This window comes from Amycolatopsis kentuckyensis, from assembly GCF_041679295.1.
Classification (GTDB): Bacteria; Actinomycetota; Actinomycetes; order Mycobacteriales; family Pseudonocardiaceae; genus Amycolatopsis; species Amycolatopsis kentuckyensis_A.
Map to the genome: position 1 here is coordinate 601,898 of NZ_JBGDMD010000001.1, position 21,372 is coordinate 623,269.

22 protein-coding genes are annotated in these 21,372 nt (G+C 71.8%); 8 read left to right on the forward strand and 14 right to left on the reverse strand.

Annotated features, from left to right (window positions below):
* Positions 1–37: 37 nt before the first annotated feature.
* From ACERZO_RS02710 to ACERZO_RS02720, 3 genes are all read right to left on the reverse strand, one after another.
* Entirely contained in the window at positions 38–886 is an 849-nt protein-coding gene (locus ACERZO_RS02710; RefSeq protein WP_372661106.1) for an SCO6745 family protein, read from the reverse strand.
* A gap of 78 nt (positions 887–964) precedes the next feature.
* A complete protein-coding gene (locus ACERZO_RS02715) occupies positions 965–1,330 on the reverse strand; it encodes a hypothetical protein (protein WP_372661109.1) in 366 nt (121 codons plus the stop codon).
* Between the two features lies 1 nt (position 1,331).
* Positions 1,332–2,213: a hypothetical protein gene (locus tag ACERZO_RS02720; protein ID WP_372661113.1), complete on the reverse strand. Its 882-nt coding sequence runs from the start codon at positions 2,211–2,213 to the stop codon at positions 1,332–1,334.
* 552 nt (positions 2,214–2,765) lie between these two features.
* Between ACERZO_RS02720 and ACERZO_RS02725 the strand changes: the two genes are divergently transcribed.
* Both ACERZO_RS02725 and ACERZO_RS02730 read left to right on the forward strand, forming a co-directional pair.
* Positions 2,766–3,953, forward strand: coding sequence for a cupin domain-containing protein (locus ACERZO_RS02725; protein ID WP_372661116.1), 1,188 nt, complete (start codon positions 2,766–2,768; stop codon positions 3,951–3,953).
* Positions 3,954–4,064: 111 nt separating this feature from the next.
* On the forward strand, positions 4,065–5,039 hold the full coding sequence (locus ACERZO_RS02730; RefSeq protein ID WP_372661119.1) for a sucrase ferredoxin: 975 nt from the start codon (positions 4,065–4,067) through the stop codon (positions 5,037–5,039).
* A 5-nt stretch (positions 5,040–5,044) separates the two neighbouring features.
* Here ACERZO_RS02730 and ACERZO_RS02735 read toward each other — a convergent pair whose 3' ends face one another.
* Genes ACERZO_RS02735 through ACERZO_RS02755 form a run of 5 tightly spaced genes read right to left on the reverse strand, consistent with a single transcriptional unit; the run spans position 5,045 to position 9,847 of the window.
* Complete coding sequence (locus ACERZO_RS02735; RefSeq protein ID WP_372661122.1) at positions 5,045–5,872, reverse strand: class II fructose-bisphosphate aldolase; 828 nt, start codon at positions 5,870–5,872, stop codon at positions 5,045–5,047.
* On the reverse strand, positions 5,869–6,807 hold the full coding sequence (locus ACERZO_RS02740) for a 1-phosphofructokinase family hexose kinase (protein WP_372661125.1): 939 nt from the start codon (positions 6,805–6,807) through the stop codon (positions 5,869–5,871). The genes ACERZO_RS02735 and ACERZO_RS02740 overlap by 4 nt, the downstream gene beginning before the upstream one ends.
* Positions 6,804–7,739, reverse strand: a complete 936-nt coding sequence (locus tag ACERZO_RS02745) for a DMT family transporter (RefSeq protein WP_372661128.1) — start codon at positions 7,737–7,739, stop codon at positions 6,804–6,806. The genes ACERZO_RS02740 and ACERZO_RS02745 overlap by 4 nt, the downstream gene beginning before the upstream one ends.
* A complete protein-coding gene (locus ACERZO_RS02750) occupies positions 7,736–8,707 on the reverse strand; it encodes an N-acetylglucosamine kinase (RefSeq protein ID WP_372661131.1) in 972 nt (323 codons plus the stop codon). Before ACERZO_RS02750 ends, ACERZO_RS02745 begins: the two co-directional genes overlap by 4 nt.
* Positions 8,708–8,710: 3 nt before the next feature.
* Positions 8,711–9,847, reverse strand: a complete 1,137-nt coding sequence (locus ACERZO_RS02755) for an SIS domain-containing protein (RefSeq protein WP_372661133.1) — start codon at positions 9,845–9,847, stop codon at positions 8,711–8,713.
* Between the two features lie 184 nt (positions 9,848–10,031).
* Between ACERZO_RS02755 and ACERZO_RS02760 the strand changes: the two genes are divergently transcribed.
* Positions 10,032–10,877 carry a DeoR/GlpR family DNA-binding transcription regulator gene (locus ACERZO_RS02760; protein ID WP_372661136.1) on the forward strand — a complete coding sequence of 282 codons (846 nt, stop codon included), beginning with the start codon at positions 10,032–10,034 and terminating at the stop codon, positions 10,875–10,877.
* Between the two features lie 97 nt (positions 10,878–10,974).
* On the opposite strand, the gene ACERZO_RS02765 is transcribed toward ACERZO_RS02760, so the two are convergent.
* Positions 10,975–11,598, reverse strand: coding sequence for a TetR/AcrR family transcriptional regulator (locus ACERZO_RS02765; RefSeq protein WP_372661138.1), 624 nt, complete (start codon positions 11,596–11,598; stop codon positions 10,975–10,977).
* Between the two features lie 91 nt (positions 11,599–11,689).
* Between ACERZO_RS02765 and ACERZO_RS02770 the strand changes: the two genes are divergently transcribed.
* Positions 11,690–12,478 carry an alpha/beta fold hydrolase gene (locus tag ACERZO_RS02770; RefSeq protein ID WP_372661140.1) on the forward strand — a complete coding sequence of 263 codons (789 nt, stop codon included), beginning with the start codon at positions 11,690–11,692 and terminating at the stop codon, positions 12,476–12,478.
* Between the two features lie 34 nt (positions 12,479–12,512).
* Positions 12,513–13,670, forward strand: coding sequence for an FAD-dependent monooxygenase (locus ACERZO_RS02775; protein ID WP_372661143.1), 1,158 nt, complete (start codon positions 12,513–12,515; stop codon positions 13,668–13,670).
* Here the strand turns inward: ACERZO_RS02775 and ACERZO_RS02780 are convergent.
* Complete coding sequence (locus ACERZO_RS02780) at positions 13,630–14,001, reverse strand: DUF742 domain-containing protein (protein ID WP_372661146.1); 372 nt, start codon at positions 13,999–14,001, stop codon at positions 13,630–13,632. The two genes, ACERZO_RS02775 and ACERZO_RS02780, sit on opposite strands and share 41 nt — an antisense overlap.
* A 310-nt stretch (positions 14,002–14,311) precedes the next feature.
* On the opposite strand from ACERZO_RS02780, the gene ACERZO_RS02785 reads away from it, so the two are divergent.
* Entirely contained in the window at positions 14,312–17,296 is a 2,985-nt protein-coding gene (locus tag ACERZO_RS02785; protein WP_372661149.1) for a family 16 glycoside hydrolase, read from the forward strand.
* A gap of 60 nt (positions 17,297–17,356) precedes the next feature.
* Here the strand turns inward: ACERZO_RS02785 and ACERZO_RS02790 are convergent, their stop codons facing one another.
* The 3 genes from ACERZO_RS02790 to ACERZO_RS02800 form a co-directional block, all read right to left on the reverse strand.
* Positions 17,357–18,397: a ketoacyl-ACP synthase III family protein gene (locus tag ACERZO_RS02790; RefSeq protein WP_372661152.1), complete on the reverse strand. Its 1,041-nt coding sequence runs from the start codon at positions 18,395–18,397 to the stop codon at positions 17,357–17,359.
* Positions 18,384–18,680, reverse strand: a complete 297-nt coding sequence (locus ACERZO_RS02795; RefSeq protein ID WP_372661155.1) for a hypothetical protein — start codon at positions 18,678–18,680, stop codon at positions 18,384–18,386. The genes ACERZO_RS02790 and ACERZO_RS02795 overlap by 14 nt, the downstream gene beginning before the upstream one ends.
* A 257-nt stretch (positions 18,681–18,937) precedes the next feature.
* A complete protein-coding gene (locus ACERZO_RS02800; protein ID WP_372661157.1) occupies positions 18,938–19,411 on the reverse strand; it encodes an ATP-binding protein in 474 nt (157 codons plus the stop codon).
* A gap of 169 nt (positions 19,412–19,580) precedes the next feature.
* Between ACERZO_RS02800 and ACERZO_RS02805 the strand changes: the two genes are divergently transcribed.
* The gene (locus ACERZO_RS02805) at positions 19,581–19,946 is read left to right on the forward strand and encodes a MerR family transcriptional regulator (protein ID WP_372661160.1); all 366 of its coding nucleotides are present in this window, start codon (positions 19,581–19,583) and stop codon (positions 19,944–19,946) included.
* 106 nt (positions 19,947–20,052) lie between these two features.
* On the forward strand, positions 20,053–20,970 hold the full coding sequence (locus ACERZO_RS02810; RefSeq protein WP_372661163.1) for an NADP-dependent oxidoreductase: 918 nt from the start codon (positions 20,053–20,055) through the stop codon (positions 20,968–20,970).
* A gap of 66 nt (positions 20,971–21,036) precedes the next feature.
* On the opposite strand, the gene ACERZO_RS02815 is transcribed toward ACERZO_RS02810, so the two are convergent.
* Entirely contained in the window at positions 21,037–21,357 is a 321-nt protein-coding gene (locus ACERZO_RS02815) for a YegP family protein (protein ID WP_372661166.1), read from the reverse strand.
* Between the last annotated feature and the right edge of the window lie 15 nt (positions 21,358–21,372).

Consider the following 21,372-nt stretch of genomic DNA (forward strand, 5'->3'; position numbering starts at 1 on the left):
CGCCCCGCGCGCTCGTCCGCGAGTGCGGTCGTACCTGCTACTGCCTCGCGAGTGCCCAGGGCATGAGTTTCTCGGCGAGCGCCCGGCTGAACGGACGCACCAGGTCTTGCAGTTCGGTACACGCGGACTCGCCGATGTGCGCGTACGGAGCCACGCTGTTCTCGTCGGTCGCTTTCTCGATCTCCGCTCGGCGGGCCGCGCCGTCGGGGGTGAACGTCAGGTCGGCGTCGCCGGTGAGCCAGTTCCGCTCACGGAGGCCGGTGACGGCTTCGCTCCAGTCCGCCGTGGACCACGCCCGGGAGGTGCGCAGGGTTTCGGCGGGGACGGCACCGGAGGCGGCGTGGGTGACGAGGGCTTCGATGCCGCTGAGGCCGGCCGTCAGCAGGGCGGCCACGTGGGCGTCGCCGCGGTACTCGCGGAGCAGGGTCTGCGCGTGCCACAGAACCAGGTGGGGTTCGGCGGGCCACGGCAGGGCCGCGTGCGCGGCGAACAGGGGACGGCCGGTGACGTCGCCGGCGACCGTCTCGGCGGCCGCACGCAGGAGATCGGCGGCTCGGCGCATCCCGGGTGCGGTGATCGCGTCACCCAGGGTGGCGCGCAGGGCCTGGTCGGCCGCGGCGTAGCGGGCGGCGACGACCGCGGCCGGGTCGGTCACGGACCAGGCGCCGGCGATCGACTCTTCGACGAGGACCGGGTTGAAGTTGTAGAAGGTGGCGACGACGACCGGCGCCGGGACCGCGCCGAGCGCCGCCGACCTCGACGCGAAGTAGCCGGCACGGCCGCGGAGACCGAGTTCTCCGTACGCGGCAACGGCTTCCGGGGCGAAGTAGATCATTCCGTGGTAGGGCTCGAGCACTCGCCAGGTCCGCCGCGACGTTTCGATCACCGGGTCAACATACCATCCGGTCGGTATGGCCGGGGTCCGCCGCCGCGGTCTGCCTCCGTGCACCGGGGAGCGCGCACGTCACCGCAACGAGTTCAGGAACTCCGCGCCGAAGTCGTGGTCGTCATCGTCGTCGTCCGGGGCCGGTTGCGACAGGTCGAGCGCCGCGAGGGCGGCGATCTCGGCCCGCGTCCGGGCGTCGGCCTCGTCGACGGCCGCCTGGCGTTCGGCTTCGGGGAGGGCGTTCCACGCGTCGATCTCCGCGTGTGCCGTTCGGAGGGTCTTTTCGCTCAGGTACGACCGGTAGAGCAGGTCCTCCGGCTTCGCCCGGCCGGCCAGGACGTCGCGGGCGAAGTCGGCCAGGTCGCCGTCGCCGCGGGCCAGCAGGATCAGCTGGTTGTGCCTCGCGCGCCGGCCCAGCTCGGTGCGCCACGGTGAGATCTCCACGTCAGGTCCCCGGGTGCTTGTAGGGCTCGCCGGGCCAGGACTGGGCGGCGATTTCGCCGTTGCCCGCCACCAGTTCGGACACCGACGCGACCGTGTGCGCCAGCGTGGTGAGCGTGTCGATGGCGGCGCGCAGCGGGCTGGCCTCGGCCAGGACGCCGGCGATGGCCTGGCGCACGGACTCGCCGTCGCCGAGGCCGACGATGCCGAGCAGGGCCAGTTCCAGGGCCTTCCCGATCTTCAGCACCTTGCCGACCACCGAGTCCAGCAAGGACTCGAGCGCGAAGTCGAGGGCCTGCATGGCGTCGTAGGCGGCGCGGGCGAAGTTCTTGATCTTCCAGCCGGCGTCCGTGCAGAACTTGGCGTGCGCGGCGCAGGCGTACGAGTAGTCGGTGAGCCAGGCGCGCGCGGCTTCCCCCGCGTGCCCGGTCCAGCGGTCCTGGATGCCGAGCCGGCCGCGGTCGATGTTCTGCTTGATCTTGCCGAACGCGAGCCCGGTGTCCTCGAACACCATGCCTTGGCGCAGCAGCAGGTCCCAGTCGCCGGTCACCAGCTTCTCGACCACCGTCAGCAGGTCGGTCCCGATGATCTTCGTCAGCAGCCCGCGCACCGGCCCGGAGATCGAGGCCCCGCCCGCGATCTTGTCCGCGATGCGCTGGAGCTCGATGTTCCAGCCGCCGAACGCGTCCTCGGCCGGGTTGAGCGACCCCGGGTACGGCTCGAGGGTCCGGGGGTTGAGAGACGCGTTGTCGAAGTCGGTGAAGGCCGCGGCGGTTTCCGGGGAGACGACGTCGTCGGCGGCGATCCGCTCGGAGTGCGCGTCCGGGTAGGACCGGTCGGCCTTCGCCGCGGCCTCGTGGTCGGTCTCGCGGTACAGCTCGGCCACGGCGACGAGCGCGGTGTCGAAGGCGTCGGCCAGCGACTCGGCCTTGCGGTCGTTGGCGAGGCAGAGTGCCTGCCACTGGTCGAGCGGCTGGGCGAGGAGGTTGACCAGCAGCCCTTCGCCCAGCTCGTTCGGGCCGTCGGTGGCCGCTGCCGCGTAGAGGCCGGCCGCGGAGCCCGCCCGCCCGGCGAGCGCGCCGAGCTTCCGGATCGCGTCCGGGTCGGCGTGGAAGTCGGTGCTGATGGTCGTTCCTCCGGGTCTGTTCGGGTGCGGGGTGCACGCCCGGGCGGCCGGACCGGTTTAGTGTCGCGGTTCGAAGATCGGGCCGACCAAGAACAACTCAAATGACCGATGCCCGGCCCGGCGCTCTCACGTAGCGTGGGAAGCCCAGTCGTCGACGTTTGCGAGGTTCCGGATGGGTCAGGGACAGACAACCGACAGCGAAGTGACCACCAGCGGCCTGCTGCTCAGCGTCGAGCCGCTGACCACCGCCGTGGACCGGGGCAAAGCCAACGGTGCCGTGGCCGACAACGACGGCAACGACTAGCTGTTGCCGTGACGGAGATTCCCGGACTGGCCGACCTCGTGGCTCCGCTCGAGGTCGGCCAGTTCTTCGAAGACGTCCTGGGGAAAGCGCCGCGGCGCTTCCCGGGGGAGCGGGGCCGGTTCGGCGGCCTGCTCCCGTGGCCGGAGCTGGACCGGGTGCTGCGGCAGCACCGCCTGGAGTTCCCCCGGCTGCGGCTGGCGCTCGACGGCGACGTCGTGCCCGCCCACACCTACACCGAGATGGTGTCGACCCGGCGCAACGGCCTCGTGCCGCGCGTGCTGTCGGCGCCCTTCGCCGAGCACCTGCGCGCCGGCGCGACGCTCGTGGTCGACTCGGTCAACGAGCTGGTCGACGGCGTCGGCGAGCTGGCGGGCCGGCTCGAGCACGACCTGCGCGAGCGGATCCAGGTCAACCTGTACGCGGGCTGGGGCACCACGCACGGCTTCGACGTGCACTGGGACGACCACGACGCGTTCATCATCCAGCTTTCCGGCCGCAAGCGCTGGCGCCTGCACGGCGTCACCCGGCGCTCGCCGCTGCAGCGGGACGTCGAGCTGCCGGAACGCCCCGAGGGGGAGCCGCACGAGGACTTCCTGCTCGAGGACGGCGACGTCCTCTACCTGCCGCGCGGGCACTGGCACGACGTGTCGGCCGTCGGCGAGGAGTCGCTGCACCTGACTATCGGGTTCAACGCCGCCACCGGCGTCGACCTCGTCGCGTGGCTGGCCGACCAGCTGCGGGCCGACGAGGTGTTCCGCCAGGACCTGCCCCGGTTCGCCGGCCCGGCGGCCCGGGCGGAGCGGGCCGAGGCGCTGCGGCACCGGCTCGCCGAGCTCGTCGCCGGGGACGTCGTCGACCGGTTCCTCGCCGACCGCGACGCCCAAGCGCCCGCGCAGACCCGGATCGGGCTGCCGTGGGCGGCGACGGCGGCGCTGCTGCCCCCGGACGACGACTTCGAGGTCCGGCTGCTCGCCCCGCGGGCCGCGCTGACCGACGGGGACGGCACGGTCGCCCTGGTCGCCGCCGGGAAACGCCTGGTCTTCGCGGCGCCCGCGCGGCCGGTCCTGGCCGCGCTGCTCGGTGGTCTCCCGCAGCCGTTCAAGGTGCTCGCCGACGCCGCGCCGGGCGTCGATCGGGCGACGGTCCGTGCGCTGCTGGGCGAGCTGGTGACCCAGGGGCTCGTCGCGCGGGCGTGACACCGCCCGGAATGCCCGGTTCATCGCCGTTTGCCGCCTGATCGGGTGGCGGTGCCCGGCGACCCGGTCACATAGGGGGATTGTCGCGCGGAGATTCGGGTACGCTTAGGCATGCCTAAGTCGAGCTTCCTGGCTGAGGCGCCCCTCTGCTCTTCGGGACCGGGCGCGGCGCCCGGCTGTGCCGCGCTGACCCGTGACCTCGGCGGCGACCCGGCCGGGACCGCCGCCCGCATGACGTCCTGGCTGCTCGTCGAGCAGCCCGGGGCCTGGTCGCCCGACGCCCTCGAGGACGTCATGGCCGAAGCCTTCCCCGCGGCGGCGCTGGATGCCGCGCGCAACGCCGGCCTGCGTCCGCTGCTGATCCGCAAGCCGGGCCGCCACGCCCGCGTCCCGGGTGCCCCGCGCGCGGTCTACGTCGCCAGCGGCCGGCCCGGGCACCGCTGGCTCGAACGCCTCGACGTCACCGACCTCGGCGAACTCGCCCGGCTGGACCTCGAAGCCGTGGCCGCCGGGCGCCGCGGGCACGGCGAGCCGGTGTCCGGCCCGCTCTTCCTCGTCTGCACCCACGGCAGCAAGGACATGTGCTGCGCGGTCTTCGGCCGCCCGCTGGTGAGCGCTCTGGCGCAGAACCACCCCGGCCAGGTGTGGGAGGTCAGCCACGTCGGCGGCGACCGCTGGGCGGGCAATCTCCTGACGGTGCCGGACGGCTTCCTCCACGGCAGCCTCGCGGTGACCGAGGCCGAGCTCGTGGCGAAGGAGGCGCTCGGCGGCAACGTCCGCCTGGAGCACCTGCGCGGGCGCACGTCCGCGCCGAGCCCGTGGTCGCAGTTCGCCGAAATCGAGATCCGCGGCCGCACGGGCCTGCGCGGCATCGACGCGGTGCAGTCGGTCGACGAGGAGCCCGACGGCGACGACCGGCGGGTGCTGGTCGACGCCGGCGGCCGCCGGTACGAGGTCGTCGTGCGGCGGACACCGGGGACCGCGTCGGGCCACAGCCGGTGCTCCGAGCGCGTGGTGCTTTCGCGGTTCGAGGCGGAGTCGGTGCGCGAAGTGCGGCGTGCGCACGGCCGCGGCGACGTCGAGTAGGAGCTTCAGCGCGCGTCGGCCAGGAGCTCCACCAGGCGCGCGACCTCGTCGCGCATCCGGTCGCGGCCGGGGGAGAGGTAGCGGCGCGGGTCGGTCAGGCTCTCCCGCTCGGCGAGCGTCGCGCGGACCGCGCCGGTCAGGACCTGGTTGAGCCGGGTGCCGACGTTGACCTTGCGGATGCCGCGCGCGACCGCCCGCCGGACGCCGTCGTCGGGGACTCCGGACGAGCCGTGCAGGACCAGCGGCACGGGCACCGCGGCGGCGAGCCGGCCGATGAGTTCGTCGTCCAGGACGGCGTCGCGGCCGGCCATCGCGTGCGACGACCCGACGGCCACCGCGAGGGAGTCGACGCCGGTCGCGGCGACGAACGCGGCCGCTTCGGCCGGGTCGGTCCGGACGCCGGGGGCGTGCGCGCCGTCCTTGCCGCCGATCTCGCCGAGTTCGGCCTCCACCCAGCACCCCGCGGCGTGGCACCGTTCGGTGACCGCCCGGGTGCGCGTCACGTTCTCCGCGTAGGCCGAACTCGCTGCGTCGAACATGAGCGACCGGATGCCCAGCGCGAGTCCCTGGTCGACCAGGGACTCGTCCTCGATGTGGTCGAGGTGCACCAGGACCGGCACCGTCGCGGCGGCGGCCATGCTCAGGCACGCGGTGCCGAACGGGTCGAGCGAGCCGTGGTAGCGGACGGCGTTCTGGGAGATCTGCAGGATGACGGGGAGGCCGGCCTGCTCGGCGCCCGCCACGATGGCCTCCGCGTGCTCCAGGAGGATCGCGTTGAACGCCCCGACCGCCCCGTGCAGGCCGGTGAAGATGGTCCGGGCATCGGTGTTCACACGATCTCCTTCACGGCGAGCGCCGCGAGCCAGCCGGCTCGGGCCTCGAGGTCGACTTCGCCCGCGACGGGGCACAGGACAGCGGCGGCCGACGTCGCGACGACGTCGGCCAGCGCGGCGGGCCAATCCACTTCGGACACTCCACCGGCGGCCGCGAGGTGACGGGCCAGCGCGGCGGCGGCCGCGTCGCCGGCGCCGGTGGGGTTGCCGACGACCCGTTCGACCGGCCGGACCCGGAATTCCCGGCCGGCGGTCACCGCGACCACACCCTCTTCGCCGAGCGTGGCGACGACGGCGGCGGCACCGTCCCGGACCAGCTGCCGGCCGGCCGCGACGACATCGAGGCGCTTCCCGAACAGCTCGGCCAGTTCGTCCCGGTTCGGCAGGAGCACGCTCCCCGTCGTCGCCGCGGCGCGCAGGGCGGCGCCGGAGACGTCGGCGATCACCGGGACGCCGGCTTCGGCGCCGAGCACCGCCAGCCGCGCGGGTACGTCGTCGCCGAGCCCGGGCGGCACGCTCCCGGAGACGACCACCGCTCCCACCCCGGCCGCCAGCTCGGCGCGGAAGGCCGCCACGACCTCGTCCCGGGTGCCGGCCGCGACCGCCGAACCACGCTCCTGCAGGCTCGTCGTGACGCCGTCGTCCGCCACCACCGCCACGGTCCGGCGAACCGTCGCCGGCGCCGGGACCAGGCGGTGGGGGAGCCCGAGCCGGTCGAGACCGGCCCGGAACTCGTCCGGCTCCGCGCGTCCGGTCAGCGCGAGGACGCGGCTGTCGCCGCCCAGCTGCCGGGTCACCGCGGCGACGTTCACACCCTTGCCGCCGGCGCGGCTGCGCACGCCGGCCACGCGGACGGTCTCGCCGACCGCCAGCCCGGCCACCCGGTAGGTGACGTCGATCGCGGGGTTGAGGGTGACGGTGAGGATCGTCGTCACGACGCGGCTTCCCGCCGATCGGCCGGCGCGGGGGCCACAGACGGCTCTTCGCCGCTCTTCTCCGTGCTGTAGACCATGAGCGACGAGCCCACGAGCGCGAGCACGATGCCGGCGACCTGGAACCCGCTCGGCAGGGTCTGGAAGACGATCAGCGAGAGCACGATGGTCAGCACCGGCGCCAGCGCGTTGGTGATCGGCGCGACGATCGTGGCCTTGCCCCGGCTCATGGCCATCACGAGGAACAGCGCGCCCACGGCGTTGAGCAGCTGCGTGATCGCGGTCAACGCGGGCGCCTGCCACGGGAACGCCAGCGGGAGCCCGCCCATCATGATCAGGGCGACCGGGATCAGCAGGAGCCCGCTGATCGTCATCCAGCCGAACGTCGTCGCGTCGTTGACCCCGACGACGGCCGCCTTGCGCATGAAGTACGCCTGCACGCCCCAGGCGACGCAGACCAGAATGGCGAGCCACAGGTACGTGCCGCTGGTCTCCTGCGAGTCGCCCGAAGACACCGAGAACAGGACGATGGCGACCAGGGCGAGGACGACGCCGATCCAGCTGAGCGCCGTGAGCCGTTCCCGCAGGGCCGCGAACGCCATCAGGACGGTGATCGCGGGGGAGAGCGCCACGATCGGGAAGATGATGTAGGCCGGGCCGATGGTCAGCGCCTTGAACAGCACCAGCTGCCCGCCGGCGCCGGTCAGGCCGATCAGCAGGCCGTAGACCGCGGCGATCGGGCGGCGGTTGATCTTCTGCCCGCGCAGGGAGAAGTACGCGGGGATGAGCATGGTGACCGACCAGATGACGTAGACCATCGGGTCGGGGTAGCCGTACTTGGAGGTGGGCAGGCTGGAGAAGGCGCCCCAGACCCCCCAGAACAGGACCAGCAGGCCGGCGTAGGGAATCCAGGCGGCTCGCTTCGATGCGCTCATGACAACCCCTCCAGGGTGGGGACGGCGGAAATCCGGTCGAGCGGGATGGGGCGGCCCGCCAGCCGGGCGGCGTAGACGGCCGCGCCGACGTGCGGGGGCAGCAGGGGCTCGCGCAGCTCGTAGCCGTGGCTGCCGTGCTGGAGCGCTTCGCGGAAGGAGTCCAGGAGGTGGGCCGAGCCGAACATGCCGCCGGAGTAGGAGACCGGCACGATCTCCTCCGGCTCGAAACCCAGCGCGGCGGCCCCGGCTTCGACGTGCAGCGCCAGCTCCCGCCCGGCGCGGCCGAGGATGACGGCCGCGGTGGGGTCGCCCGCCTCCGCGGCGCGGGTGACGACCTTGCTGAGGTCCGCGATCTTCCCGCGGTCCCCGTGCCACCGGTTCATGACGATGTCGATGGCGTCGAGGTCGGTGGTCACGCCGAGCGTCTTGCGCATCTCCTCGGCCAGCGCGCTCGCCGGCTGGCGCCCGTCGCTCATCCGGGAGAACGCGCCGAGACCTCGGACCGCCACCCAGTAGCCGGACCCTTCGTCGCCGAACAGCTCGCTCCAGCCGCCGGCCCGCCACCGCCGTCCCCGGTGCTCCCCGTAGGCGATGGACCCGGTTCCCGCGACGACGTTGATGCCGTCCGCGCCGCCGAGGGAGGCCGCCCAGCCGCAGATCATGTCGTTGCCGCACGCGTAACCGACGTCGCCCAGGATGCGCCGGGGGAGCGCGTCGAGCACCGGGACGTCGGCGGAAATCTCGCCGTAGCAAGGAATGCCGAAGAAGGCGTAGGTGAGGTCGGCGACCTCGATGCCCGCGGTGGCGCACACGTCGCCGATGCCCTGACGCAGCAACGGCTCGACGATGTCGATGCCCTGCTGCAGGTAGTAGAGGCCCGCCGTGCGGGCTTCCGCGACGACGCGGCCGCCCGCGTCGATCAGGCTGAAGGCGGTCTTCGTGCCGCCGCCGTCCACACCGAGGAACATGGCTCAGCCCTCCGCCGGGTCCGGGAATTCGTGGATGACGACCCCGCGGACCACGCGGTTGACTTCGCCGCCGGGGAACGGGTTGTCGGGGGTCAGGCCGTGGGCGAGCGAACACGCCAGGGCGATCGACTGCGCCGGGATGGCCGCCACGATGGCCCGCACGGAGTCGGGCAGGTGCGCGATGCCCGGGATCGGCCACCCACCGGCCTCGGCGCCGATGACCAGCACCCGCTCGGATCCCAGGGACTCGACGAGCTCGCGCGTGATGTCGTCGTCGTAGCGGCGGGTGTGGGGATCACCGGACGGGAAGACGATCGCGACGGTCCGGTCGTCGAGGATCGACTTGGGGCCGTGGCGGAAGCCGAGCGGGGTGTCGGCGACCGCGACGACCGCGCCGGCGGTGAGTTCGAGGCACTTCAGCGCGGCCTCGCGGGCCAGCCCCTTGAACGCGCCGGAGCCGAGGTAGACCAGCCGGGCCGGATCGGCCGCGGCGACCGCGTCCGCCCGACTCGCCGCGGTGCGCAGGACGTCTTCCGCGGCCCGGGCCGCGGCGTCGACGTCGACGCCGACGCCCAGGGCCAGCAGGGCGGCCAGGGTCATCCCGGTGAACGACGACGTCATGGCGAAGCCGTGGTCGTTCAGCCGCTCGGGAAGCGTCAGGACGACGGCGTTCTTGGCGTCGGTCCAGCGGCGGGCCAGCGCGCCGTCGGGGTTGCAGGTGATGACGATGTGGTGCAGCGCGGGAGTGAGCCGCTGCAGCAGCTCGGCCGCGGCGCTCGACTCGGGGCTGTCGCCGCTGCGGGCGAACGACACCAGCAGCACCGGCCGGTCGTCGGCGAAGGAGGACGGGTCGGCGACGACGTCGGTCGTCGCGATCGGCTCGATCGGCCGGCCGAGGTGCCGGGCGAGGTCGGGGGCCACGACCTCCCCGATGTAGGCCGAGGTCCCCGCGCCGGTCAGGACGATCCGGGTCCGCGGATCGACGAGCGCGTCGCCGAGCAGGCGGTCGATGTCGGCCCGCGCGGCGGCGACGGTCCGCGCCACTTCGGGCCACGTGCCGGGCTGCTGCCGGATCTCGCCGGCGGTGCGGCTTTCGCCCGGCTGCCGGCGGTGCCCCGGTCGTTCTTGCTGCGCTGACACCCACATCACCTTTCGGTCGTGGCCGGTTCGGCCAAGCGGTCCGCTCTTGGTACGTCGTGGCGTGTCCGCTGAGCAAGAGCTGGCGCGCAAACGAGCATCGCGGATGTTCGTTTGCGGCGTTGCCGCTGGTGAGTTGTCGGATCGATGCGCGAAAGTGTTCGAAACGGCCGTATAGTGTGCAAGTATGAGCCTTGCTGATGTCCGGCTTCGAGGACGCGCGTCCCGGTCCGAACGGATGGCGGAGATGGTGCGCGAACTGGGCGAAACGGGCCGCCTGCGCGTCGGTGAGCTCGCGCGCCGGTTCGGCGTCTCCGAGGCCACGCTCCGCCGGGACCTGACGGCGTTGGAGGAACAGCGGCTGCTGACCCGGACCCACGGCGGCGCGCTCGCCCAAGGGGTGGCCTACGAGCTGCCGGTCCGGTACCGCGAAGGCCAGTCGAAGCACGCGAAGCGGGCGATCGCCCGGCAGGCGGTGCGCCGGCTGCCCGCCGGTCCGCACGTGATCGCGCTGACCGGCGGCACGACCACGGGCGAGCTGGCGAAGGAGCTGCCCGACCGCGCGGATCTCACGGTGGTGACGAACGCCCTGAACACGGCCATGGAGATCGTGCTGCGGCCCCGGGTGAAGCTCGTCGTCGTCGGCGGTGTCTCCCGGCCGCGGTCCTACGAGCTCGTCGGCCCGTGGGCGGAGCAGGTGCTGGCGTCGATCAACATCGGCACGGCCTTCATCGGCGTCGACGGCATCGACGCGGCGGGCGGCATCACCACCCACGACGAGAACGAGGCGAGGACGAACCGCGCGATGCTCGCCCGCGCGCAACGGGTGGTCGTCATCGCGGACGGCAGCAAGCTCGGCAAGCGCACGCTGGCGCGGATCGGCGACATCACCGAAGTCGACGAGCTGATCACGGATCCCTCGGCCGACGCGGGCAGCGTGGCGGCGATCCGGACGGCAGGAGTGCGGGTGACGGTCGTCGAAGTGGCCGCACCAGCCGAGAGCGGCCGCTCGGCCACCGCCCCTCCGCACTGACGAAGCGTTGCCGCCGGATTGTCGACGAGCCGGGGGAAAGTGAGGTCGTCCGCGGGACACGCGGGAATTGCCGACACGCTGAGGTCTTCGAGCAGCCCTACGGCGGGCCGGCGCGGAGGCCGGCCAGCACGATGTCGACGAGCTTCCCGGCCACCTCGCGGGTGAACGGGTGGCGTCGCCGGATGACGTAGAGGTACACCGGCCCGGACAGCAGTTCGGTGACGAAGTAGCTGTCGACCGGGGGGATCTCGCCCTTTTCGGCGGCGCTGTCGAACCGTCGGCGGGCGGCCGCGAGCCGCTGGTCGTAGACGGTCCGGGCCGCCTCGTCGAGATCCGCGTTCCCGGGGCCCGCGATGGTGGCCTGCAGCAGGGCCCGGCCGATCGAGCTCGACAGGCGCTCGGACAACACCATCAGGAAGTCGGTCAGATCGCGGCGGAGGTCGCCGGAGTCGTGCAGCGGTGCCGAGTCCTCCGCGTACTGCAGCAGCGCGTCGCGGACGAGTTCGGCCCGGTCCGGCCAGTTGCGGTAGACGCTGTTCTTGTTGACGCCGGCGAGTTCGGCGATTTCCTCGTAGCGCAGGCCGGTCACGCCGTCCCGGGCGACGAGTTCCGTTGTCGCCGCGAGGATCCGCGACCGCACGCGGGCGTTGCGCCCACCCGGTCGCGCCGCTGGTCGCGCGTCGGGATCGGTCGTCTCGGCGGTCTCCGCGTTCTCCGGCACGGCTCTGATTTTGACAGCTACCCCTCGGTGGACGCCGGGTCGGATCGAGTGTAGCTTAAAGAGACAAGTTGTCTCTTTAAGGGCGTGAGCGGTGAACACGGTGACGGCCGGCGAGATCGAGATCGCCTACGCGGAGTCCGGTGCCGGCGAGCCGGTGGTCCTGCTGCACGGCGGCGAAAGCACCCACATCCAGTACGACACCTTCCGGCCCCTGCTGGGTGCCGGTATCCGGGCGATCGCCTACGACCAGCGCGATTCCGGAGCGTCGGTCAATCCGCCCGGCCCGTACGGCATCCCCGACCTCGCCGCGGACTGCGCCGCGCTGATCAGGGGACTCGGGTACGAACGAGCGCACCTCTTCGGGACGTCGTTCGGCGGCTTCATCGCCTTGCAGGTCGCGGTATCGGTGCCCGAGGTCGTGCAGTCGCTGACCGTCGGCGCCACCTTCTCCGACGCCTCGGCCCTGCGGGCGCCCGTCGCCTCCGAGATCGTCGAACTGCCGCCGTCGCAACGCGATGCGCGGATGCTCGCCTTCGCCCTGTCCGAACGCGGGCAAGCCGACGAAGAGCTGGTGGCCGAACTCGGGGCGATGCTGGTCCACCGCTCGCCGGAAGCGGACGCGCGGCGGCTGGCCGCGATCCCGGGCTTCGACGTCACCGGGCACCTGTCCCGGATCGCCGCGCCCACCCTGCTCGTCTACGGCGAGGACGATCCCGCGGCCGGTCCCGATGCCGGACGGAAGATCGCCGACGCGATCCCCGGGGCGAGACTGGCGGTGATTCCGGGAGCACGCCACGGAATCACGGTGGAGTTCGCCCGGGAAACCGCCCGGTTGCTCCGCGATTTCGTGCTCGCCCACCCGTCCCGGCCGGCTCGGTAGGAGCCCGGCTCATCGTCACAGTTTCGGAGTACGCATGAAGATTCTCGTTTCCGGCGCGGGTGTCGCCGGGCTCTCCCTCGGCCGGGACCTCGGGATGCGAGGTCAGCACGTCACCATCGTCGAGCGGGCCGATCGGTTGCGGGGCAACGGTTCGCCCATCGACGTCCGCGGCGACGCGATCGGGGTCGCCGAGAAGATGGGCATCCTGCCCGCGGTCCGCGACGCGCGGATCCGGATGACCGAGCAGGTGCACTTCGTCGACGAGAACGGCGCGGCCGTCGGCCGGTTGCCCGCCGACATCGGCGATTCACCCGACGACATCGAGATCGCCCGCGAGGACCTGTCCCGGATCCTGGCCGACGCGCTGCCCGCGAGCGTGGACCTGCGGCTGAGCGAGTCGGTGCGGTCGATCGCCGAGCGCGACGACCGCGTGGAGGTCGGGTTCGCCTCCGGCACCTCGGAGAGCTTCGACCTCGTCCTCGGTGCCGACGGTGTGCACTCGGCGGTGCGGCGGCTCGTGTTCGGTCCGGAGCGGGACTGGATCCGGCACCTCGGTCTCTACGTCGCCATCGTCGACATGCCGGGCGAGGCCGATGCCGACGCCGAGCGGATCAATCCCATGTACAGCTTTCCCGGACACTTGGCCGGCATCGCCCGGTTCAAGGACAAGGCGATCGGGCTCTTGATGTTCCGGTCGGATCCCCTCGACTACGACCACCGCGACGTCGAAGCGCAGAAGAAGATCCTGTTCGGCCGGTTCGCCGACTGTCGCGCGTGGAAGGTCCAGGCGATCCTCGACGCGGTGCACGACGATCCCGGCAGCTACTTCGATGCGGTCAGCCAGATCCACCTGCCCACCTGGCACCGGGGCCGGGTCGCGCTCGTGGGCGACGCCGCCCACTGCGCGTCCCCGCTCGCGGGCCGGGGCACGTCCCTGGCGATGACCGGGGCCCAGTTCCTCGCCGAGGAACTCGAGCGTTCGGATGGTGATCACGTCACGGCGTTCCCGCGGTACGAGGCCCGCCAACGGCCCTATGCCGAATTCGCGCAGGGCACGGTCGAAGGCGGCGGCGCGCTTCTCGTTCCCCCCACGGAGGAAGCGATCGTCGCGCGGAACCGGTTGCTCCAGCCGGTCGCGGACGGCGGAGCGGCTACGTCATCGCGTGAAGACCGCGGAGAACCCGTTCCATGAAGCTGATGCTGGGACGGTCGCCGGAGGTCTGCTGCGTGTCCTGAACCACCACCAGGCCGCGGTCGGCGAGGTCGGACACCAGAACCCTGGCGACACCAAGGGGAATCCGCCGGTACGCGGCGATTTCCGCGACCGATTGCGACGATCGGCACAGAAGGCAGATCGCGGCTTCTTCCCGGGAGCAGCCGTGTTCCGGAGAACGGCCTCGCTCGGTTGCCGAGATGAGTGTTTCGACGGGGAGCGTGCGCGTGGGCCGCGTACGTCCATGGGTGCGGAAGTACGGTCGGACAAGGTCTGCCGTGCCCGGGTCGAGCCCCAACGCCGGCTCCACTTCGGCTCCTCACTGAAATTATCGACTGCCGGAAATCATTCGCCGGTCAGCCAATCGTCGGCAATCGACCGAACGGGTAGGAGGTGGTTACCGTCAGCGGCCGGTTTGGCGGTACCGCCGGACCGGCGGGCAGCTCGCCGCGGTGCGCGTCGGTCCCGGAAACGCCGCCTCGACGCGGTCACTCGACTTATGCGTCTAGACGGCGTAATTTCGCTCAAGCTGGACATACTTTCGTTGACTTCGTGCAAAAGTCCTCCCTACGCTCGCCGAGCGTCAGGTAGAGACCCTGGCTCTTCCCCGGGGAGCAAAGATGCTTCTTGCCGTCCGCGAACGCTGCCGCCGAGCGCTACTGATCACAACAGCCCTGCTCACAGCCTTGTCCACAGTCGTCGTCGTGCCCGCTCACGCCGCCGTGCCGCCTCAAGAGCCGGGTGTGACCCTTCGGGTGTTCGACATGCAGACCGAGCTGACCAAGCTGTGCACCATCAAGCCCGGGTTGACCCCCAACGTCGACAAGCTGATGCCGACGATCAACTGGAGCAGCACCGCCGACTTCGGTGTCGGCGACTTCTTCGTGTCCGAGGTGACCGCGAACATCACCATCGCGACCGCCGGCACCCACCAGTTCCGGCTGACCAGCGACGACGGTTCCCGGCTGAGCATCGACGGGCAGCCGGTGATCACCAACGACGGACTGCACGGCTCGGCCGCGGTGACCGGCTCGGCCCAGCTGACCACCGGCTACCACGCGCTGCGGATCGAGCACTTCGACAACGCCGGCGAACAGCGGCTCCTGCTCGAATGGCAGCCGCCCGGCTCGTCGGCCTTCGCGGTCGTGCCCGATTCCGTGCTCAGCACCGACGCCGGGGTCGTCCGGGTGACCTCGCCGGGGAAGAAGGAATGCGAAGGCACCGCCGATTCCCCGGGCGACGGCCTGCCGCTGACCGGCGTCCACCCCGGCTTCACGGTGACCGACCTGCGCCCCGACGGCTTCCAGCCGCAGGTGACCGGGATGGACTGGCTGCCCGACGGCCGGCTCGCCATCGCGACCTGGGGCGGGTCGAACAACACCGCCGGGGAAGTCCAGCTGATCAGCAACGCCACCGGCGCCACCGATCCGTCTCGGGTCCGGACCCAGCGGATCGCCAGTGGCTTGAAGGAACCGATGGGCATCAAGTACGTCGACGGCAAGCTGTACGTGTCGGAGAAGACGCGGCTCGTCGAACTGGACGACACCGACGGCGACGGCGTGACCGACGTCTACCGGACGGTCGCGACCTGGCCGTTCGGCGGCAACTTCCACGAGTTCGCGTTCGGCCTGCTGTACAAGGACGGGTTCTTCTACGTCAACCTGTCGGTGGCGATCGACCTCGGCGGGGCGACGACCGACCCGCAGCCCGCGCCGGGCCGCGGCGTCACCATCAAGGTGGACAAGAACACCGGCGCCGTCTCGACCATCGCCGGTGGCCTGCGCACCCCGCACGGCATCGGCTGGGGGCCGGAAGGCGACATCTTCGTCACCGACAACCAAGGCGGCTGGCTGCCCGCGAACAAACTGGTGCGCGTCAAGCAGAACCGGTTCTTCAACCACTACACGAACCCGGCGGGCCCGTTCGACGCGCAGCCGGTGACCGCGCCGGTGGTGTGGTTGCCGCACAACGAAATCGCCAACTCGCCCAGCAACCCGGTCCAGCTGACGCAGGGCACCTTCGCCGGCCAGCTCGTCTACGGCGACGTGACCTACGGCGGCCTGCAGCGGGTCTACCTGGAGAAGGTCAACGGCGAGTACCAAGGCGCGGTGTTCCGGATGACCCAGGGCCTCGAGTCCGGCGTGAGCCGGATCAGCCTCGGCCCGGACGGCGCCATCTACACCGGCGGCATCGACGGCGGCGGCAACTGGGGACAGCCGGGCAAGCTCGCCTACGGCCTGCAGAAGCTGACCCCCAACGGCACGAACGCCTTCGACATCCTCGCCATGCGGGCGGTCGCCGGCGGTTTCGAAATCGAGTACACGCAGCCGTTGTCCGCCGCGACCGTGCAGGACCTGAGCAGGAAGTACCAGGCCTCCCAATGGCGCTACGTGCCGACCGCCGCTTACGGCGGCCCGAAAGTGGACGAACAGGCACTCGCCGTCACCGGCGCGACGGTTTCCGCCGACCGCAGGAAGGTCACGGTGCAGCTCTCCGGCCTCCAAGCCGGCCGGGTCGTGCACGTGCGGTCCCCGCGGCCGTTCGCGTCGGACTCCGGCGCGGCGTTGTGGAGCACGGAAGCGTGGTACACCCTGAACTCGATCCCGGGTGGACCGCCGGCCGGCGTGACCTACGAAGCGGAGCGGGCGACCCTGACCGGCGGCGCGGGTGTCAACACCGACCACCCGGGTTATCAGGCCACCGGGTTCGTCGACGGGTACTGGAACCAAGGCGCCGCAACGACGTTCGCGGTGAACGCGCCCACGGCCGGGACGTACAACGTCGGCCTGCGGTATTCGAACGGCCCGAATCCCAGCGCCGGCACGAAGTCGGTGAGCGTCTACGTCAACGGCACCAAGGTCCGGCAGACGCGGCTGGCCAGCACGACCACCTGGGACAACTGGGCGCTGCAACCGGAGGTGCTGCCGCTCGCCGCGGGCGCGAATTCGATCTCCTACCGCTTCGACAGCGGCGACGCCGGCAACGTCAACCTCGACAACATCACCGTCACCGCGGTGGCCCGCATCCCGTTGTTCACCGGGTCCACTTTGGACGCCTGGGAGCTGCGTTCCGGCGGCGCGGCCCCGTGGCCGGTCGCGGGCGGCTCGATGGAAGCCCTCGGCGGCGACATCCGGACCCGGCAGCGGTTCGGCGACTTCAAGCTGCACGTCGAGTGGTACGAGCCGGACTACCCGCCGGAGGTGACCGGGCAGGCCCGTGGGAACAGCGGCGTGTACCTGCAGGACCGGTACGAGCTGCAGGTGCTCGACTCCTACGGCGACACCAGCCTCGCCAATGACGAGGCCGGCGCGATCTACTCGCAGAAGGCGCCGGACGTCAACGCCGCCACCGCGCCGCTGACGTGGCAGACCTACGACATCACGTTCCGGGCGGCGCGGTTCGACAATGCGGGGACCAAGACGGACAACGCCCGGGTGACCGTCGTCTGGAACGGGGTGACGGTCCACAACGACGTGGCCATCACCGGTTCCACCGGGGGCGGCGACGCGGAAGGCCCCGCCCTCGGCGCGATCCGGCTGCAGGACCACGGCGACGCGGGCGAGAACCCGAGGTTCCGCAACGTCTGGGTGGAACCGATCGGCTGACCACCGGCCGGCGGGGCTCGGTCATCGAGTCCCGCCGGTCCGGGGACGGCCCGTGGCCGGTCAGATCACGGCCGCGGGGCCGAGCTGCAGGACGACCGCCGTCCACGTCATCCCGACGCCGATGCCCAGCAGCAGCACGTGCTCGCCCGGGCTCGCTTCGCCCGTGCGGAGCAGGTGGTGCAGTGCCACGATCTGGTCGCTGGCACCGAGGTGCCCCACCCGCAGCCCCAGCTCGGTCATCGTGCGGGACTCCGGGATGCCCAGCGGGCGCAGGATCTGCGTCTGCACGAGCCGCCGTCCGTAGTGCGGGGCGCAGACCTTCACGATGTCCGGCAGGTCGACGCCGGCGTCGGACAGTGCCGTCTTCACCACCGCCGTCACCCCGTCCGCGTTGCGGGCGTCGACGTGCGCCGGGCCGCCGTTGCGGCCCAGCCACTGGCGTTTGCGGCGGCGGATGTCCAGTGACCGGTGGGACGTGACGCTCGCCGTCCGGAACGGTTCGTCGCCGCGCTGCAGTCCCTCCAGGGAAGGGTCGGTGTAGCTGGCGATCGCGCGGACGCGGGCCAGGCCCGGGCGCCGCGAAAGGACGACCGCGCTGCCCGCGTCGCCGTAGACGATGCCGGTGTCGGCGCTCCAGTGCGGAAACCCGGGCGCGCCGAAGCGGTCGCCGGCGGTGATGAGCGCGGCCTCGTGGTCCGGGCGGCCGGCCAGCACGCTCGCCGCGACGTCCAGGCCCGCCACCACGCTGTTGCTCATCGCGCCGAGCTCCAGGGTGAGCCCGGGGCCGGCGCCGACGCCGAGCCGGTCGCGGACGTAGGAAGCGGCGTGCCAGAAGTCGATCCCGGGGTGGTAGATCCCGGCGTGCAGGCACAGCGTCGGCCAGACCGGTTCCCCGGCCGCGGTTTCGGCCTGGCGCAGGGCTTCGCGGCCGGCGCGCACCGCCAGCTCGGGCCCGGCCAAGCCGGCCACGGCGGTGGAGAGCTGACCGGTCCGGTCGGCCTCGGCGGCGGTGAACTCGCCGGCCGCGACCGGGACCGCGACCGGGGTCAGCGCGCCGACGTCGCTGCCGAGCCCGGTGAGGTGCAGGTCATGAACGCGCATCCGCGGTCACCTCCGGGAGCACGGCTTCGATTTCCGACAGCATGTCGTCGAGGTGGAGCGGGGGAGCGGACAGGCACCCGGCGGCGGCGAGCTCGGCGGCGACGGCTTCGGCGCTGCCACCGGCGAACCGGTGGAAGCCCGCGAAGCAGACAGGGCCGGTGCTCGAAACGGCGATGGCCAGGTGCGCCCAGCCGGTCTCGCGGTCCCACCGCACGATCAGCCGGGTGAGCCCGGCGACGGTGTGGGTCTCGCGCAGCACCTGTGTCAACGTCGTGGCGGTCAAGCAACTTCCTTTCGGCACGGCGAACAGCGCGCACCGAAGGCGCGCGCTGGGGGGAGGGTGGTCCGGGGACGCGTCGTCGGGCCCCGGGGGAACGCCGGGAAACCTATCGCGGTGATCATGCGGAGTGATCGACACCCCGATACTGAGAGTGATCGTAGAAGCTGCTACCGACGCGGATTTGCTGAAAATAGCTCGGTTTCCGTGGGGAGCGGTCGTGAGGATCTCTCGTGTATCGGTAACTCTTCGTAGCGGACGACTCAGTGGGCGCCGGGCCGCGCGCGCCAGGTCAACACGACCGTCGTGCCGTTTTCACCGGTTTCGATGCGCACTTCGTCGGCGGTTTTCCGAATCAGGATCAAGCCGCGACCCCTTTCCGTCGGTGCGGTGGAAGCACACCGGGGCCGAGCGGGAAGACCGCGTCCCGTGTCGGTTACTTCAACGGTGATTCCGGCTCCGTTCCACGCCGCCCGGAGCCGCACTTTTCCCGCCCGGCCGGGGTAGGCGTGATCGACGACGTTGGTGAGCGCCTCGTAGGTGGCGAGCGTCACGTCGTAGCCGACGTCCGAGGTCACGGGCAGTGCGCCCAGCCAGGTGGCCAGCCGGTGACGCAAACCGGACACCTCGTCCGGCCGGGCCGGCGCGACTTCTTCGAAAAGAGCCACACCGGTGGTTCTGTTTCCCCCGTCGACGGCGGTTCCGCTTTCCCCGCCGCGCGCTGCCTGCCGAGTCACGATCTCCTCCCTCCGCGACGCGCGATTCCGAAGAAATGAGCGTCGCGTGGTGGAAGTGCCCACGGCGAGCGTGTCTCAATCGTGATCGCGCACCGGCGCGATGACGCGCCCGGCCCGGATTTCGGCGACGTGAGCATCGCGTAAGTCCGGGCGGCGTAACCTCGTCGGTATGAGGATCGGCGAGCTGTCCCAGCGGACGGGCGTGAGTCCGCGCTCCCTGCGGTACTACGAGGCGCAGGGCCTGCTGACCAGTTCACGCTCCGAAGCCGGCCAGCGCCACTATTCCGACGCCGAAGTCGAGCGCGTGGCGCTCATCCGGCAGCTGTTCGACGCGGGGATGTCCAGCCGGGTGATCGCGGCCGTGCTGCCGTGCGTCGAGATCCCGAGCGACCCCGACGTCGTCGAGGCGGCTTTCGCGACCATGGCGCGCGAGCGGGATCGCATCGACGCCGACATCGCGCGCCTGATCGAAGCCCGGGACGCGCTCGACGTCGTGATGGCGGCCAACCGGCGGCACCAGGCGGAGCTGGTGTGACGCTGTGACCCGCGCCTCAGCCGGTTGCCTCTGACACCGATGTGAACGGTGAGGATGGCCGTAGCGCCCGGAACCACCGGGCCGGTCACCCGGAAGGCAGCGGAAAATGGGACAGGCATGGGGTTTCGGCAGGCACGGCGGGCCCGAGGTGCAGGAGTTCTTCGAACGTCCCGATCCCGTCCCCGGCCCCGGTGAGGTGCTGATCCGGGTCGACGTCGCCGGCGTGAACCCCCTCGACCACCTGCTGCGCGCAGGGCTGGTCCCCGGGCTCGACGGCGGGCGTCCGTTCCCCCTCGTGCTCGGCATGGAGGCCGCGGGCACCGTGCTCGCGCCGGGGGAGGACGTCGACGGGCTCGAGGTGGGCGACGCGGTCTTCGGCTTCGCGCTGACCGGCGGCGGCACCTACGCCGAGACGACGGTGCTCTCGGCGCCGAACACCGCGCGCATCCCGGCGGGCCTGTCCGCCACCGTGGCGGCGACGCTGCCGATCGCGGGAACGACCGCGGTGGACGCGCTCGACCAGCTCGGCCTCCCGGCCGGCGCCACGATCCTCGTGAACGGCGTCGGTGGCGGGGTCGGCCTGGCGGTCGCCCGGCTGGCCGCCGCGCGTGGGCTGCGGGTGCTCGGCACCGGCAGCGCCGCCAAGCGGGAGCAGGCCGAAGCGGCCGGGGTGCGGTTCATCGACTACACCGCCGAGGACGTCGTCGCCGCGGCCCGCGTGCCCGGCGGTTTCGACGGGATCGTCGACCTGGTCGGCGGCTCCTCGCTGCGGACGGTCGCCCCGTTGGCGCGCGAGCCTCGCAACGTCATCGCGGTCGGCGACCAGTCCGTGACCGACCTCGGCGGCCGGTTCGTCGAGCGGCGTCTCGACCGGGCGAACCTGGAGCGCGCCGCGCAACTGGCGGTGGACGGAGTCCTCGCCCCGGTGATCACGGCGGTCCATCCCCTGTCCGACGCGCCGGCCGCGCTCGCCGCCGTCGAGAGCGGTCATGCCGCGGGCAAGGTCGTCATCAAGGTGACCTGAGAGGTGCCGGCCGAGCTCCGGGGATCGGCGACCACGCCGATCCCCGGAGTTTCGGCGACCGCGGAATCAGGAATCCGTTTCGACGATCGACGCTCCCGCGGCGGCTCTTTGCACGGCTTCACAGCCGGCCCGGGCGCTTGATTTGCTTTCGTAGGCTTCACCGGTGGCGACGACTTCGCCATTGCCGGCTTTGAGGCGGAAGCGGTACTTGCCGGCCTTGTCTTGGTAGACCTCGAACTTTCCGGCCACGGTGACCTCCTTGTCCCGCGATCGTTCAGTGTCAGCCGACGCTAACGCCGAGAGGCCGAGCGTGCCGACCGCGGCGCGATGCGTCCCGCCGGAGGACGGAGGGGGTGCGGCCATTGCGCGGTAGGCCGGTTCGTCCATCGGTCTTCCGGAGGG